The organism is Romboutsia sp. (assembly GCF_056995035.1).
Window position 1 is genome coordinate 18,877 of sequence record NZ_JBXKIW010000008.1, and the last position, 14,340, is coordinate 33,216.

At 28.6% G+C, this 14,340-nt stretch carries 18 protein-coding genes and 1 riboswitch; of the genes, 3 read left to right on the plus strand and 15 right to left on the minus strand.

Annotated elements, in window-relative coordinates; genetic code table 11:
* Positions 1 to 7: 7 nt before the first annotated feature.
* From hutH to AC11VW_RS00850, 8 genes are all read right to left on the minus strand, one after another.
* Positions 8 to 1,576, minus strand: coding sequence for a histidine ammonia-lyase (hutH, locus tag AC11VW_RS00815; protein ID WP_484299494.1), 1,569 nt, complete (start codon positions 1,574 to 1,576; stop codon positions 8 to 10).
* A 213-nt stretch (positions 1,577 to 1,789) separates the two neighbouring features.
* A complete protein-coding gene (locus AC11VW_RS00820) occupies positions 1,790 to 2,803 on the minus strand; it encodes a LacI family DNA-binding transcriptional regulator (RefSeq protein WP_484299495.1) in 1,014 nt (337 codons plus the stop codon).
* A 220-nt stretch (positions 2,804 to 3,023) separates the two neighbouring features.
* On the minus strand, positions 3,024 to 3,221 hold the full coding sequence (locus AC11VW_RS00825; protein WP_484299496.1) for a hypothetical protein: 198 nt from the start codon (positions 3,219 to 3,221) through the stop codon (positions 3,024 to 3,026).
* Between the two features lie 131 nt (positions 3,222 to 3,352).
* Positions 3,353 to 3,538 (minus strand): hypothetical protein, encoded by a 186-nt coding sequence (locus tag AC11VW_RS00830; protein WP_484299525.1) that lies wholly within the window; start codon positions 3,536 to 3,538, stop codon positions 3,353 to 3,355.
* A 240-nt stretch (positions 3,539 to 3,778) separates the two neighbouring features.
* The gene (locus tag AC11VW_RS00835; protein ID WP_484299524.1) at positions 3,779 to 3,979 is read right to left on the minus strand and encodes a hypothetical protein; all 201 of its coding nucleotides are present in this window, start codon (positions 3,977 to 3,979) and stop codon (positions 3,779 to 3,781) included.
* Between the two features lie 223 nt (positions 3,980 to 4,202).
* The gene (locus tag AC11VW_RS00840) at positions 4,203 to 4,415 is read right to left on the minus strand and encodes a hypothetical protein (RefSeq protein WP_484299497.1); all 213 of its coding nucleotides are present in this window, start codon (positions 4,413 to 4,415) and stop codon (positions 4,203 to 4,205) included.
* A 197-nt stretch (positions 4,416 to 4,612) separates the two neighbouring features.
* A complete protein-coding gene (locus AC11VW_RS00845) occupies positions 4,613 to 4,816 on the minus strand; it encodes a hypothetical protein (RefSeq protein ID WP_484299498.1) in 204 nt (67 codons plus the stop codon).
* Positions 4,817 to 4,880: 64 nt separating this feature from the next.
* A complete protein-coding gene (locus tag AC11VW_RS00850; RefSeq protein ID WP_484299499.1) occupies positions 4,881 to 5,285 on the minus strand; it encodes a hypothetical protein in 405 nt (134 codons plus the stop codon).
* 148 nt (positions 5,286 to 5,433) lie between these two features.
* Here AC11VW_RS00850 and acpP point away from each other — a divergent pair, with 148 nt between their 5' ends.
* On the plus strand, positions 5,434 to 5,661 hold the full coding sequence (gene acpP / locus AC11VW_RS00855) for an acyl carrier protein (protein WP_484299500.1): 228 nt from the start codon (positions 5,434 to 5,436) through the stop codon (positions 5,659 to 5,661).
* 51 nt (positions 5,662 to 5,712) lie between these two features.
* On the opposite strand, the gene AC11VW_RS00860 is transcribed toward acpP, so the two are convergent.
* From AC11VW_RS00860 to AC11VW_RS00885, 6 genes are all read right to left on the minus strand, one after another.
* Positions 5,713 to 5,940 (minus strand): hypothetical protein, encoded by a 228-nt coding sequence (locus AC11VW_RS00860; protein WP_484299501.1) that lies wholly within the window; start codon positions 5,938 to 5,940, stop codon positions 5,713 to 5,715.
* Positions 5,941 to 6,069: 129 nt separating this feature from the next.
* A complete protein-coding gene (locus AC11VW_RS00865) occupies positions 6,070 to 6,939 on the minus strand; it encodes a cation diffusion facilitator family transporter (RefSeq protein WP_484299502.1) in 870 nt (289 codons plus the stop codon).
* Between the two features lie 54 nt (positions 6,940 to 6,993).
* Positions 6,994 to 7,073, minus strand: a riboswitch (NiCo riboswitch).
* A 365-nt stretch (positions 7,074 to 7,438) separates the two neighbouring features.
* Positions 7,439 to 8,005 (minus strand): pyridoxal 5'-phosphate synthase glutaminase subunit PdxT, encoded by a 567-nt coding sequence (gene pdxT, locus AC11VW_RS00870; protein WP_484299503.1) that lies wholly within the window; start codon positions 8,003 to 8,005, stop codon positions 7,439 to 7,441.
* Between the two features lies 1 nt (position 8,006).
* Positions 8,007 to 8,885: a pyridoxal 5'-phosphate synthase lyase subunit PdxS gene (gene pdxS / locus AC11VW_RS00875; RefSeq protein WP_484299504.1), complete on the minus strand. Its 879-nt coding sequence runs from the start codon at positions 8,883 to 8,885 to the stop codon at positions 8,007 to 8,009.
* A 273-nt stretch (positions 8,886 to 9,158) separates the two neighbouring features.
* Positions 9,159 to 10,163, minus strand: coding sequence for a nucleoid-associated protein (locus AC11VW_RS00880; protein ID WP_484299505.1), 1,005 nt, complete (start codon positions 10,161 to 10,163; stop codon positions 9,159 to 9,161).
* Positions 10,164 to 10,181: 18 nt separating this feature from the next.
* On the minus strand, positions 10,182 to 11,084 hold the full coding sequence (locus tag AC11VW_RS00885) for an RluA family pseudouridine synthase (protein ID WP_484299506.1): 903 nt from the start codon (positions 11,082 to 11,084) through the stop codon (positions 10,182 to 10,184).
* A 310-nt stretch (positions 11,085 to 11,394) separates the two neighbouring features.
* Here AC11VW_RS00885 and AC11VW_RS00890 point away from each other — a divergent pair, with 310 nt between their 5' ends.
* Complete coding sequence (locus AC11VW_RS00890; RefSeq protein WP_484299507.1) at positions 11,395 to 12,195, plus strand: NAD(+)/NADH kinase; 801 nt, start codon at positions 11,395 to 11,397, stop codon at positions 12,193 to 12,195.
* A gap of 24 nt (positions 12,196 to 12,219) precedes the next feature.
* Positions 12,220 to 12,795, plus strand: a complete 576-nt coding sequence (gene yfcE, locus AC11VW_RS00895; protein WP_484299508.1) for a phosphodiesterase — start codon at positions 12,220 to 12,222, stop codon at positions 12,793 to 12,795.
* Between the two features lie 87 nt (positions 12,796 to 12,882).
* Here yfcE and pepT read toward each other — a convergent pair whose 3' ends face one another.
* Positions 12,883 to 14,106 carry a peptidase T gene (pepT, locus tag AC11VW_RS00900; RefSeq protein WP_484299509.1) on the minus strand — a complete coding sequence of 408 codons (1,224 nt, stop codon included), beginning with the start codon at positions 14,104 to 14,106 and terminating at the stop codon, positions 12,883 to 12,885.
* Positions 14,107 to 14,340 lie beyond the last annotated feature (234 nt).

Consider the following 14,340-nt stretch of genomic DNA (forward strand, 5'->3'; position numbering starts at 1 on the left):
ATTTATACTAAACTGTACTTTTAGCTAAAACATCTTCATCTATTAATAAACTATCTTCTAATGCTTTCTCTACAGCTTCAACTAATAAGTTTTGCTTAATTATTTCCTCACTAATATTAATATCTTTATACATTACTCTGTCTTTATCTACAAAAGGAGTATGTTCTCTTACTACTTTATAAGCTGCTTCTGTTCCTATACCTAATTTTTTCTTACCTCTTAAGTCTATCGCTTGAACTGCTCCTAAAATTTCCATAGCTATTACTTTTCTTGCATTTTCCATTATTTCTTTTGCTTTTCTCGCTGCTATTGTTCCCATAGATACATGGTCCTCTTGGTTTGCTGATGATGGTATTGAATCTACACTTGCTGGATGTGCTAAAACCTTATTTTCTGATACTAATGATGCTGCACTATATTGTACTATCATAAATCCTGAATTTAACCCTCCCTGGTTTACTAAAAATGCTGGTAATCCATGACTTAGTGCTGGGTTAACTAATTTTTCTAATCTTCTTTCTGATATATTTGCCATTTCCGCTAAAGCAATTCCTAAAAAGTCAAAACTTAGTGCCATTGGTTGTCCATGGAAATTACCTCCTGATATAACTTCTTCTTCTTGTGGGAATATTATTGGATTGTCCGTTACTGAGTTGATTTCTATGTTTATTTTATTTTTTACATACTCTATTGCATCTTTACTTGCTCCATGAATTTGCGGAGAACATCTTAGAGAATATGCATCTTGTACTCTCATTTCACCTTGCTTAGTAGTCATTTCACTATTTTTTATTATTTCTAATATATTTTTTGCTGTATTTATTTGACCTTTGTGTGGTCTTACATTATGTACTTTTTCATCCAGAGAACATGTTATTCCATTTAAAGCTTCTATAGTAAGTCCTAATGCTATATCTGCTGTTTTTAATAGGTTAATCGAATCATATACAGTTAATAAACCAACTGATGTCATTACTTGAGTTCCATTTATAAGTGCTAATCCTTCTTTTGATGATAGGTACTCTAAAACTTTTATACCTGCTTTTTCCATAGCATCTTTAGAGCTTAATCTCTCTCCTTTATATATTGCTTCTCCTTCTCCCAACATAGTTAGTACCATGTGAGACAGTGGTGCTAAATCTCCCGATGCCCCTAAAGATCCTTTTTCTGGTATTATTGGATGAACACCTTTATTTATCATTTCTACTAAAGTTTGCAATGTCTCTATTCTTATACCTGAGTGACCCTTGGAAAGTGCATTTACTCTAAGCAACATGATACCTCTTACTATGTCTTCACTTAAAGGATTTCCAACTCCACAAGAATGACTTATTATTAAGTTTCTTTGAAGTTGTTTTGCGTCTTCTTTTGATATTGCTACATCTGAAAACTTTCCAAAACCAGTTGTTATACCATATGATATTTTTTCCTCATCAACTAGCTTGTCAACTAAATCCCTAGCTATCTTTACTTTACTTAAGGCTTCTTCAGTTAATATAACTTCATAATTTTTTCTAGAAACATTAACTACATCTTCTATTGTCAAACTATTTCCATCAATTAATACTCTATCCATAATTTATCCCCCTTACCATTATTAATTTACTTGTTTTAAAAGTAAATAATTTTAAAATAAGTAAATTTATAAATGATATATTTATAATATCATTCTAAATACTTCTATGCCTATATTGACAATCCTTCTCTTATTTTAGCTATTTATTTTTATATATCAAAAAAGCATATTACCTCTTTAGATAATATGCTCTCTATTTCAAAAAAATTATATTTATTTTCTATTTATAACACTTTCTCTTTCTACTATTCTATATGGTAGTTCTATTTTTTTATTTTCTAATGGCTCTTTATTTATCATTTTTATTACCATTCTCATAGCAACTGCTCCCATATCATATAACGGTTGATATACTGTCGTCAATTTAGGTCTATACATCTTAGCTATTTTAACATCATTAAATCCTGCTACAGATATATCTTCTGGCACTTTATATCCAGCATCACATATTGCATTTATAGCTCCTATAGCAGCTTCATCACCTGTTACAAATGCTGCATGAGGAATTATACCGTCATCTAATAATTCTTTCATACTTTGGTAACCTGTTTCATAAGTAGTTCCACCATTTTTTATTAGAGTCTTGTCTAGTTTTATATTATTTTCACTTAAAGCATCTTCATATCCTGATAGTCTTTCCATTTCAAGAACAGTATCATCTTTACTTGTCATTATAAATGCTATTTTTTCATGTCCTTTACTTACAAGATACTTAGTCATATCATAAGTTGCTTTCTTATTACTTGTACTTACTGTGTGTATATCGTAATTTCTAGCAGTTTTACTTATATATGTTGCTGGCATTCCACAATTTTGAATATAGTCTACATGCTCTTCTTCTACTCTCCAAGAGATCATTACCATACCTTCTACTTGTTTAGCTCTTAATAAGTTTATACTCTTTAATTCTTGTTCTCTACTAGAATAAGTGTTTGCTAAAAGGATATCATAGTTATACATCTTAGCTACTTCTTCAATTCCATTTAATATTTCATTTACAAAAGAATCCGATAACTCTGGTACTATTACTCCTATTAGCTGGCTTTTTTTAGTTACTAAACTTCTTGCAAGCGGATTTGGAATATATCCTGTCTCCTTTATGACATCTAAAACTCTTTGCTTCACTTCGTCCGTTACTGGTTTTGAATCATTTATAACTCTAGATACAGTAGATATAGAAACACCTGCTTGCTTCGCTACATCTTTTATAGTTATGTTATTTTTCATGTCCAATCCCTCCTTGTCTTTATTTTATTTATTTAAAAGTTATTTTACTTTTTTATTAAAATTCTATTTTATCATATATTTCTAATTATATAAATAGATTCTTAAGTATTATGTAAATCTTTCTTATCTTAATTATGTATTTATTTTATATTTTTATTCAAAATAATATACATAAAAAAGCATCAGTATTAAATACTGATGCTTTCTTGAGAGTTATTTATTAGCAACAACAATCATCGTCGCCAAGTCCTCCTCCACAAGAACATGCTATTAATAATAATATTAAAAATGGTATCCATGCCATTATATCTATGTCACACCAGCTATCTCCAAATGCTAGGAATAAGAAAAATAGTACTATGATCCACCATGCACCTCCGCCGAAACATCCACCTTCACCAAAAAATCTACTTAGCATAATAAAATCCTCCCATTAAAATATTTAATCCATAATATAGGCTTTCTGTATATTTGCTTGTTAGTCAACTATATATTTTCATGCTGACTTTTTTACATATTATATACTATACATTTATTTAAAATTTGTTACTAAAAACATTCTTCACAGCTACAAAGTATTAATAATAAAATTAAGAAAGGTATCCAATCTGTTATACATATTTCATTCCAGCTATCTCCAAATGCTAAGAATAGGAAAAATAGTATTATTATCCACCAAGCGCCTCCAAATAATCCATCATCGCCACCAAAAAATCTATCTAACATTTTATTCATTTTGCTACCTCCTGTTGATATTTAATTTATTGAGCTTTCGCTCTTAAGATATAATATGCAACTTACATAATTTGTGATAGCGATTTGAGATTATTTTTTTTATTATATATCATCACTCTTTTACATTCTAAATCATATTGTTTTAATACTCCTTTTGGAACCTACATTAAATAAATCTTCTAGATACATACACAAAAAGGTGCAATTTGCACCTTTTTATGTTTATACTAACTTAATTAATTAACATCCGCAATCAAAATTGTTGTCAAGGCATCCACAATCTCCGTCTCCTATTTCTCCACATGAACATACAATTAATAGTAATATTAAGAATGGAATCCAATCAGTTATACATATTTCACTCCAACACTCTTGGAAAGCTAAGAATAGGAAGAATAATACTATTATCCACCATCCTCCTCCTCCAAAACAATCAAACATTCTAGTTAATTTGCTACTCACACAAATCCCCTCCTAAATATAATATACTTATTTATGCAAGTACTTAGCTGTCTGTAGGGCCTTCACCCTTTCTTTAATATAGTATGTAATTTTCTAGAAAGTGTTATTATTTTTTATATATTTTTTTATCTTTACTTTTACTAATTTTGTAACATTTAGTTTTATATAATTTAAAGAGGCTCAATCTAGAGCCCCTATGTTCTTAACAACAACATCCACCATCAAAGTCAAAATTAGTTAAAAGTAAAATTAATAATACTATCCATATTAATGCCATATCATCACAGAATATCCATTCAAGTAAATCTTCTCCTAACAAAAGAATGGCCCCTACTATTAATAATATTACTAATCCTCCTCCTCCGCAAAATAGATCATTTCCAAAGAAACGTGATAAGCCTTGCTCATTTGACATTTTTATACCCCCATTTTTGATTTATAGGTATATCTTGTTAATACCTATTTAATAAATATTATGTAATAATGTGTAAAATTGTTACTTTTTATTGATTTATAAGTTTATAGTTTTACTTGTACAAAATTTAATTAAAAAGGTTATTTATTATTTAAACAAAAAAAAAGAAATCAAAGAGATTTCTTTAAGTTAATTTACTAGCAACAGCTATCATCAAAATTAAATAATAAAAGCATCACTAATATAATCCATATCCAGGCACTATCATTTTCTAAAAAGTTCTCTAGTATATCTGTGCATAGTACAAGAGATATTAATACTATTATTATTAGCATGCCATTACTAAAAAGGCCATTATTGCCTCCAAAAAAACGGGATAATGTATCTTCTAATTTTGCCATGACCTTCCCCCCTTTAAGTTTAAAGTACCTTTTGTTAAATATATATGTTTTTAAATAAAGTAAGTTACCTATATAAAATTCTATTAACTATTAATTTATCTATTTCTTCATTACACATTTTATTATATTTATTTACTTTTTCTAAAGATATTTCCTTATTTTCATATTCTGATATGCTTTGTATTAAACTATTTATTGATTTTATTTTATATTCTTTGTAGTCACTCATTAAAAACGTTGTGTGTGAATTATTTATTCCTTTTTTTAATGTTACTAATCTTGATATGTACTCGTCTTTCTTTTCAATTACATATTCTTCTTTCTTAACTACATCTTCTAGTATAATGTTACTTTCAACTACGTAATCTCTAATCTTTTGCATATCTAGTGTTACTGAATTATAGTAAAAATTTGCTAATATTACTAGAAATACTCCTACAGATGATACTAGTAAACCTATATACTTCATAACAATTCCTCCTATGTTTAAACTTCTATACTAATTTATATTCATTTTATAAAACTTTATTACTTTTTCTTAAATCTATATTGTAAAATTTCCAATATTATATTAAACTACAATTAAATTTATAAAACCATTTTAGGAGGGTACACTAATGTTTGAAAAAATGAAATCAATCATCGCAGACCAATTAGGGATAGATGATACAGATAAGATAACTATGAACACATCTTTAATAAATGATTTAGAAGCAGATTCTTTAGACGCTGTTGAAGTTATAATGGCTATTGAAGATGAATTCGGTATCGAAATACCAGATGAAGAAGCTGAACATTTTAAGACAATTGGAGATATTTATAAATTTGTAGAAGAAAGTAAATAATTCTTAAAAATAAAGAACCGAGCTTATTTAGCTCGGTTTTTATTGATTAAATTAGCAACAACAATCATCATCACAACAATCGTTATTATTATTAAACATAAATAATAAAAATACTATAAGTATAATCCAAACTAATGAATTACTTTGTTCAAAGAAGCACTCTAAACCTCCGTTGCTATTCATAAATAATAGTACTACTGCCCCTATTATTAAAAATAACATCATTGGGTTATCATCTATAAAATCACATCCTCTAAAAAGCCCTTGTAATTGTTCCATTTCATATCCTCCTTAATATGTAATAGACTTTGAGATTTGTCTTATTTAATTATATGATAATATATAGATTCTAGTGCCTGTCTATGTTATTTATTATAATATAATTGTATTCCACTAATATAGTACTCATTATTCATAATAAGGTTCAATGTGAACTATAACCTGAGCACTTTTATTAATCTTTACTCTTATCATTTCTTCAATATCATGATTTAGCATATGAGCTTTTTCAACTGTTATATTAGGGGCAATCATTACATGCATATCAACATAAGCATCACTTTCGCTACCTCTACTTCTTATATTATGAACTTCTTTTATTTCTTTAAAATTTTTAAGGATACCTCTTATATCATCTTCGTCTATTATTGCCTTATCTACTAATACATCAATAGTAGACTTAAATATTTCATAAGATGCATGAAGTATAAATCCTGCAACAATCAAGGATGCTATTGGATCAATTATAGCTGGAAGACCTAATCTTACACCTATTAATGTTATTAATACTCCTACAGATACAAATATATCACTCTTCGTATGAAGTGAGTCTGAAGTAAGTATATAACTATTTAGTTTTTTACCTACTCTATATTCATATGTACATACAAATATATTAATTAATAAAGTAATAACTAAAACTATTAAACTTTCAATAGTTATAGATGGCATAACTGGATTTTTAAATCTTAAAAATGCATCTACAATTATTTTTCCTCCAATAAAAAGAAGCATTCCTCCAATAAACAATCCTGATATAACCTCAAATTTCTTATGTCCATATGGATGATCTTTATCTACTGGTTTCGATGCAAGACTAATACCTATTAGTCCTACTATATTAGATGTTCCATCAGATATAGAATGGAATCCATCTGCTGTCATACTTGCACTTTTAATAGAGCAGCCTATTATTATTTTTAATAGCGCAACCCCTAAGTTTGCAAATAATATTATCCATAAAACTTTCTTTACCTTTTTGTAATTTTCAACTACCATAAATGGTCCTCCTAAACTACATAAATTAAAAAAATCCACAGAAAAGTTTTTTCAAACTATCCCATGGATTTATATCTCCACTGCTTCTTAAAAAGCCCAGCATCTATAAATAGTGCCTGATAAATTATTATATTTAAGGTTTAATATTGAATTAAATTTAATCAAAGTAAGATAACAGTGTAAATATTAATTTATATTCATTTTAAACTAATTATGTTCCTATCTATCTAAATTTTTTTAATAAATTAGTTATTTCTATAGTTATCACAGGTGCATTATAACCTTTAATAACTGACCATAAACATTTTCTAAACCTCTACATTTTCTTATATAAATATCATTCCAAATTTATTAATTTATTAATTTAATATACTAAAAAAGATGTAGATAAATTTATTTTTACACAAATCTATCTACATCCTCATCTCAATATCTTACCGCAAAATTCAACGGCTTATTGACGGTTCACTGAAATGTTTACAGTGTCCATTTATGAAACTTAGCTCATATTGATAAAGTATTCATGGAAAGTCGTATCATTCGTCAGTTCAGGATGGAAAGAAGTTGCAAGCATATTTCCTTGACGTGCTGCTACGATATTTCCATCAACCTTATGAAGCAAATCAACTTTTTCATCTATATCAACAATGTATGGAGCTCTGATGAACACCATAGGAATTTCCTTTTCAGATATCTTTTCAATCACTTCATTAGTGATGAAGCTATCTAGTTGAGATCCATATGCATTTCGTTTCACTTTGATGTCCATAACTTTTAGGTGAGAGTTTTCATCACCATCAAGCTTTTTCGCAAGAAGAATCATTCCTGCACATGTTCCCCACACAGGTAGACCATTGTTGATTTTATTTATTAAAGTTTCTTTGATTTGAAAATCATCAAGCAGTTTTCCCATTGCTGTACTTTCGCCACCAGGTAAAATAATTCCATCAAGATTATTGAGTTGTTCGGCTTTTCTTATCTCAATACCTTCGTGACCTAGTGATTTTATTATCTCTATATGCTCATTAAATGCACCTTGAAGTGCCAAAACACCTATCTTTTTCATTTTAGTACCCTCTATTAGCCATTCTTTCTTCTTCGTCTATTGAATAAACATTGATCCCAACCATTGCTTCTCCAAGATTCTCTGATACCTCAGCTAGTATCTTTGCATCATTAAAGTGTGTAACGGCTTTTACAATAGCACTAGCTCTTTTTCTCGGATCTCCAGATTTGAAAATTCCAGAACCAACGAATACACCATCGCAACCAAGTTGCATCATCATTGCAGCATCAGCAGGAGTAGCAACACCACCAGCCGCGAAGTTTACAACAGGAAGTTTTCCATGTTCATGAACATATTCAACTAAATGAATAGGAGCTTGTAGTTCTTTAGCAGCGTTCATTAATTCATCTTTCAATAAACCTTGGATTCTTCTGATTTCAGAGTTCATCATTCTCATGTGTCTAACTGCTTCGATAACATCACCTGTTCCAGGCTCACCTTTAGTTCTAATCATTGAAGCACCTTCACCAATCCTTCTTAAAGCTTCCCCTAGGTTTTTAGCTCCACAAACAAAAGGAATTTGGAAAGCTTTTTTGTCAATATGTAGAGTCGGATCAGCAGGTGTTAAAACTTCACTTTCATCAATATAGTCAACGTTAAGAGCTTCTAAAATTTGTGCTTCAACGAAATGTCCAATCCTTACTTTCGCCATAACTGGAATAGAAACAGCTTTTTGAATACCTTTAATCATTTCTGGATCTGAAGCACGTGCAACTCCACCATCTTTTCTAATATCAGCAGGAACTCTTTCAAGAGCCATAACAGCACAAGCACCAGCTTCTTCAGCGATTTTTGCTTCTTCAGGAGTTGTAACATCCATTATTACTCCACCCTTTAACATTTGTGCTAAGTTTTTATTTAATATGTATCTACTGTTCATTTTTGTATCCCCCTATTTTATAATTGTTTGATTTGTATTGCCTTTTCTAATTGAATTATAGTACAATTTTGCATTTAGTTCAATGATTTGTATACAATAATAACATTTTCCTAAAATTGTACTAGTACAATTCTTCATACGATACATATCTATCATTAATTCTCTTCTTTACAATAAGTACTTATAATGTCTAGTTAAGTTTGTCATATAGATCTTTTTTAGTTTTAAGCACTAAAAAGGCACAAGAAATTAATTTATTCTTGTGCCTTTTTGCTATTTTTCTTCGTAGAATCTTACATTTTTAATAGTTATATCTATAGTTCCATCAGGATTTTGTTTTACGCTATACTTCATAGGATCTTCAAAATCATCTAAATTTCCTTTTACATCAAATCCGTTATCTGTTTTTATACCTCTTTTCTTAAGCTTCTTTTCTACCCATTTTTTATCTATATTAAATCCTTCATCTAATCCCTTATCTTCCATATGCTCTTTAAAACTGTCTTTTAAGTTTTCATCTTTTATAGAGCTTTCAACAAAGTCATTTATATCTATTTCATGCTTTTCTTTTAATGTATAGTTTAATATACTTCTAACATCTTCAGCTTGTTTTATATCATCACTTAATGCATTAGTTATCCAGTTTTCAGCAGAATTTTTAAATACTTTAGTTTTATATTTATCATCATCTATTTTTTCTGCGTTTAAGAACTCTACTATAAATTTAGATTCACTTTCTTCTTTTTCTGCATCTTTATCTAAAAGTCTTAAATGGAACTCATCATTTATACCGCTTATTCCTACTATTGCACATTGCTTTTGTCTTCCTGTCTCTGGTATACCTATTTCATTAGCAATCATTTGTATATTGAATTTATCATCTATAAATTCAATTGAATGAGTATATAGCCTTTTATAATCTAATTTTAATATAGCTACATATTTTTCGTCTTTGACAGTATATAGACAAACTGCCAGGTCACAAGAATCTATTTCTGAGTTTATTTTCATAATTTCAAATAAATATGCTGCTATTTCCTTAGAATTTTCTAAGAAATTGTTTTCATCATATATCATTTGTTCACAACAGTCTTTAATCGTATTCTCACTATAGTTCTTAAAAGCACCTTTTCTTAAATCATCATCTTTAGTAACTCTTTTTATAATTTTTTGTAAAAATTTATCTACCTCTGGGTTTATTTTCCCTTCGTAGTCATTTAATATTGGCACATCACTATTTTTATCTAGTACATGTATTATAAACTTATGTATTATCATAATTACACCTCTAATTTATTATTTTAATTTATTTATTAATTCTTCTATATCTTTTGGTAAGTTAGTTTTAAATTCTAATTTTTCCTTAGTTCTAGGTTGCTCAAAAGCTAAACTATATGCATGAAGAGCTTGTCTATTTATAAGATTTTCATCTACATAACCATATAACTCATCACCTATTATACCATGACCTATATGTTCCATATGAACTCTTATCTGATGGGTTCTTCCTGTTTCAAGCCTAACTTCTAGAACTGTTGCATCATTTAATCTATCTATTACTTTATAGTGAGTAACTGAATCTTGACCTCTTTCATCAACTACTCTTTTTATACTATCTTCAGCAGATCTATATATAGGTTTGTTTATAGTCCCACAATCATCTACTACAATTCCTTTAACTACTGTTATATACTTCTTTTCCACCTTATCTTCACTCATGTCATTTGATAAAGTATGATGAGCATAAGCATTCTTAGCTATTATAAGAAGGCCCGATGTATTCATATCTAATCTATTTACAAATCTTGCTTTTACTTTTTCTTTTTTCTTGATAATGTAATCAGCTATACCATTAGCTATTGTATTGTCATAATGGCTTTTTGTTGGATGGACTACCATAAATGGTGGCTTATTTAACATTATTATATCAAAATCATCATAAATTACTTCTAGATTTAAGTCCTGTGGCTCAAAATTAGCCATATCTTCTTCTATTTTAACTTCTATTAAGTCGCCATTTTTTATTTTAGTACTAGGTTTTTTAAATTCTCCATTAACTAACACGCTTTGTTCTCTCTTCATCTTTGATAAAGATCTTACTGAGAAATTTAATTTATCTAGTAGTATCTCTTTTAATGTTGAATCCTCATCACTTGTATATGATATAAGGTTATATCTCTGACTTTCTTTTTTAAACAAATCTGCACCTACTTTCTTTTTGCAATAATAACATTATCTATTTTATACTATTTTTCAGTAATAGATAAGGATTTTTTGTATTTAAATTTGCTATTATCTATTTTTATCTCCTATTCTGTAACAATTAATGTATAGCTATAAATATTATTTAACTAAGTTCTTAATTACACCATAGTATAATTTAACTAATTCTTCATCATAGTATTTATTATTTAGTCTGTAAATTCTACATTTAGTATGTTCAATTTTAATTAACTATCAATAGTTTTATTAAATTATGCTATAATACAAAGTATAAAGGGGTGGAAAAATGAGAAGAATTATAACTATAAATTCAAACCAAGTAAGTAAGTCTATTGAGACTAAAAAACTACTAACTGAGAAACTAATAAATATGGGATTTGAAGTAAGCTATGATTTCCATCCAGATACAGAACTTGTTATATCAATAGGTGGTGATGGCTCTTTTTTAAAGACTATTCACGATTTTGATTTTCCTGAAGTACCTGTTGTTGGAATAAATACAGGACACCTTGGTTTTTTCCCAGAAATTTCTCCCGATAATATAGATAAATTTATTGATGCTTATCTAAAAAAAGATTATTTTATTCAAGATATATCTCTTATCCAAGCTAGTGTTTGTACTAATAAACACTGTTTTGATATGTTTGCTATAAATGAAGTAGTAGTAAAAGGCGATAAATCTAGAACTATACATATTAATTTAAAGGTAAATGATAAACATATTCAAAATTTTTGTGGTGATGGTATGATAGTATCTACACCTACAGGTTCCACAGCTTACAATTATGCAGCTGGAGGAAGTATTGTTGACCCAAGTTTAAATCTTATGCAACTTACTCCTCTTCACCCTATAAACACAAATGCTTATAGAAGTTTTACTTCTAGTATAATTTTTTCTAATGATTCAATAATAAAAATTACACCTGAATATAGATTTGAAGATTCTATATTGGTAGTTATTGATGGAGTTGAACATAGATATAGTCAGATATCTGATATAAAAATATTTGTATCTGATATAAAAATAAATTTACTTAGAATGTCAAACCACGAATTTTGGAGTAGAGTTGCTGAAAAATTTTTATAATACATACTTAGGAGGAATTGAAATATGAAAATAGGTGTGATGAGTGATACTCATGGAAGTTTACTTTATTTTGAAAAAGCATTAAATACATTATCTGAGTGTGATGTTATTCTTCATGGTGGTGATGTATTATACCATGGACCTAGAAATGATATACCTGAAGGGTACAACCCAAAGGGTCTTATTACAAAAATAAATAATGTTAATAACATACTTATAGCTAGAGGAAATTGTGATGCTGATGTAGACCAAATGGTTATAAATCATCCAATACAAAGCCCTTATGTTATGAGTCAATTTGGTGAAGTTAGAATAGTTATGACTCATGGATACACTGATTCTAAAGAAGATACTATAAGAAATGCTAAAAATATGAACGCTGATATACTCATACTTGGACATACTCATGTTAAAGAATTATATTGTGATGAAAATTTAGTGGTTTTAAATCCTGGAAGTACCTCTATTCCAAAGGATGGTACTCACTCTGTAGCAATTATTGATGTAATTCAAAGTGAAGATGAGCTTGATATGGATTTTAATTTAATAGACATAAATACAGGAGAAATTCTACATATAAATAGTGAAGAAGAAGAATAATTTTTCATTATCAATTATGTTAAATTTTATTACTTACAGAAAAAGCACTATGTAATTTAATACATAGTGCTTTTTATTATTATAAACTTATCTTTGTGCATATTTTTCTGCTATTTTAACGATAAGATGAGTACATTTTTCCATAGCTGTTACTGATATACACTCATTCTTACTGTGGAAGTTTAATCCTCCAGTAAATATGTTTGGACAAGGTAATCCCATAAATGATAATCTAGCTCCATCAGTACCACCTCTTATAGGTATTATTAATGGATTTATATCTAAGTCTTTCATAGCTTCTTCAGCTATATCAACTACAAATTTCACAGGTTCTACTTTTTCTCTCATATTGTAGTATTGATCTTTTAAATCTAGAGTTATTCTTCCATCATATTTTTCATTTATTTTAGCTATAGCAGCTTGCATAAATTCTTTTCTTTCTTCAAACTTAGCTTTATCATGGTCTCTTATTATATAAACCATATTTGCACTTTCAACATTTCCATTTATATCATTTAAATGATAGAAACCTTCATATTCTTCAGTAGTTTCAGGTCTTTCATTAGCAGGTAACATTTCAGATATCTCTGCTGCTATATGTAGAGCATTAACTAATTTATTTTTAGCACTACCTGGATGTACATTTCTTCCTTGTACAGTTATAGTTGCTGCTGCTGCATTGAAGTTTTCATATTGAAGTTCTCCTTCTATACCACCATCTATAGTATACGCATATTTAGCTCCAAAATTTTCTACTTTAAATAAGTCTGCTCCTCTCCCGATTTCTTCATCTGGAGTAAATCCTATTTTTATATCACCATGCTTTATTTCTGGATGATTTATTAAATATTCTATAGATGTAACGATTTCCGCAATACCAGCTTTATTATCTGCTCCTAATAATGTAGTACCATCTGTAACTATCAAATCTTCACCTGCCAAATTTGCAAGCTCTGGATAATCTTTCACTTTAGTAACTATATTTAATTCTTCATTTAATATGATATCTTTTCCATCATAATTTTCAACTATTCTAGGCTTAACATCTTTTCCTGTAACATCTGGAGCTGTATCTAAATGAGCTATAAATCCTATTGTCTCTACTCCTTCAGTATTTCCTTTTAACGTAGCCATAACGTAGCTGTTTTCATCTACATTTGCATCACTTAATCCTAATCCTTTTAATTCTTCTACTAAATAATTAGCAAATACTCTTTGACCTTCAGTCGATGGACAATTTGCATTTTTAGGGTCTGCAGTTGTATCAAATGCAACGTATTTTAAAAATCTCTCTACTACTTTTTCTCTCATGTTTTATCCTTCTTTCTTTGGTTGTATTAATAAGTAAATGGTATATACATTTAATTACTTACATTATATTACAAAATAACATTAAAGTATATCTACCTTTTTTAACATTGGGTGCATCATGACTAATTCAAGACAAAAAATAATTCCTATTATCCCTTTACTTGTACTCCTATAAATATTATTCCTAATATTGCTAACTGGCTAAGCCCTATATTTATTAATACTAACTTGGCT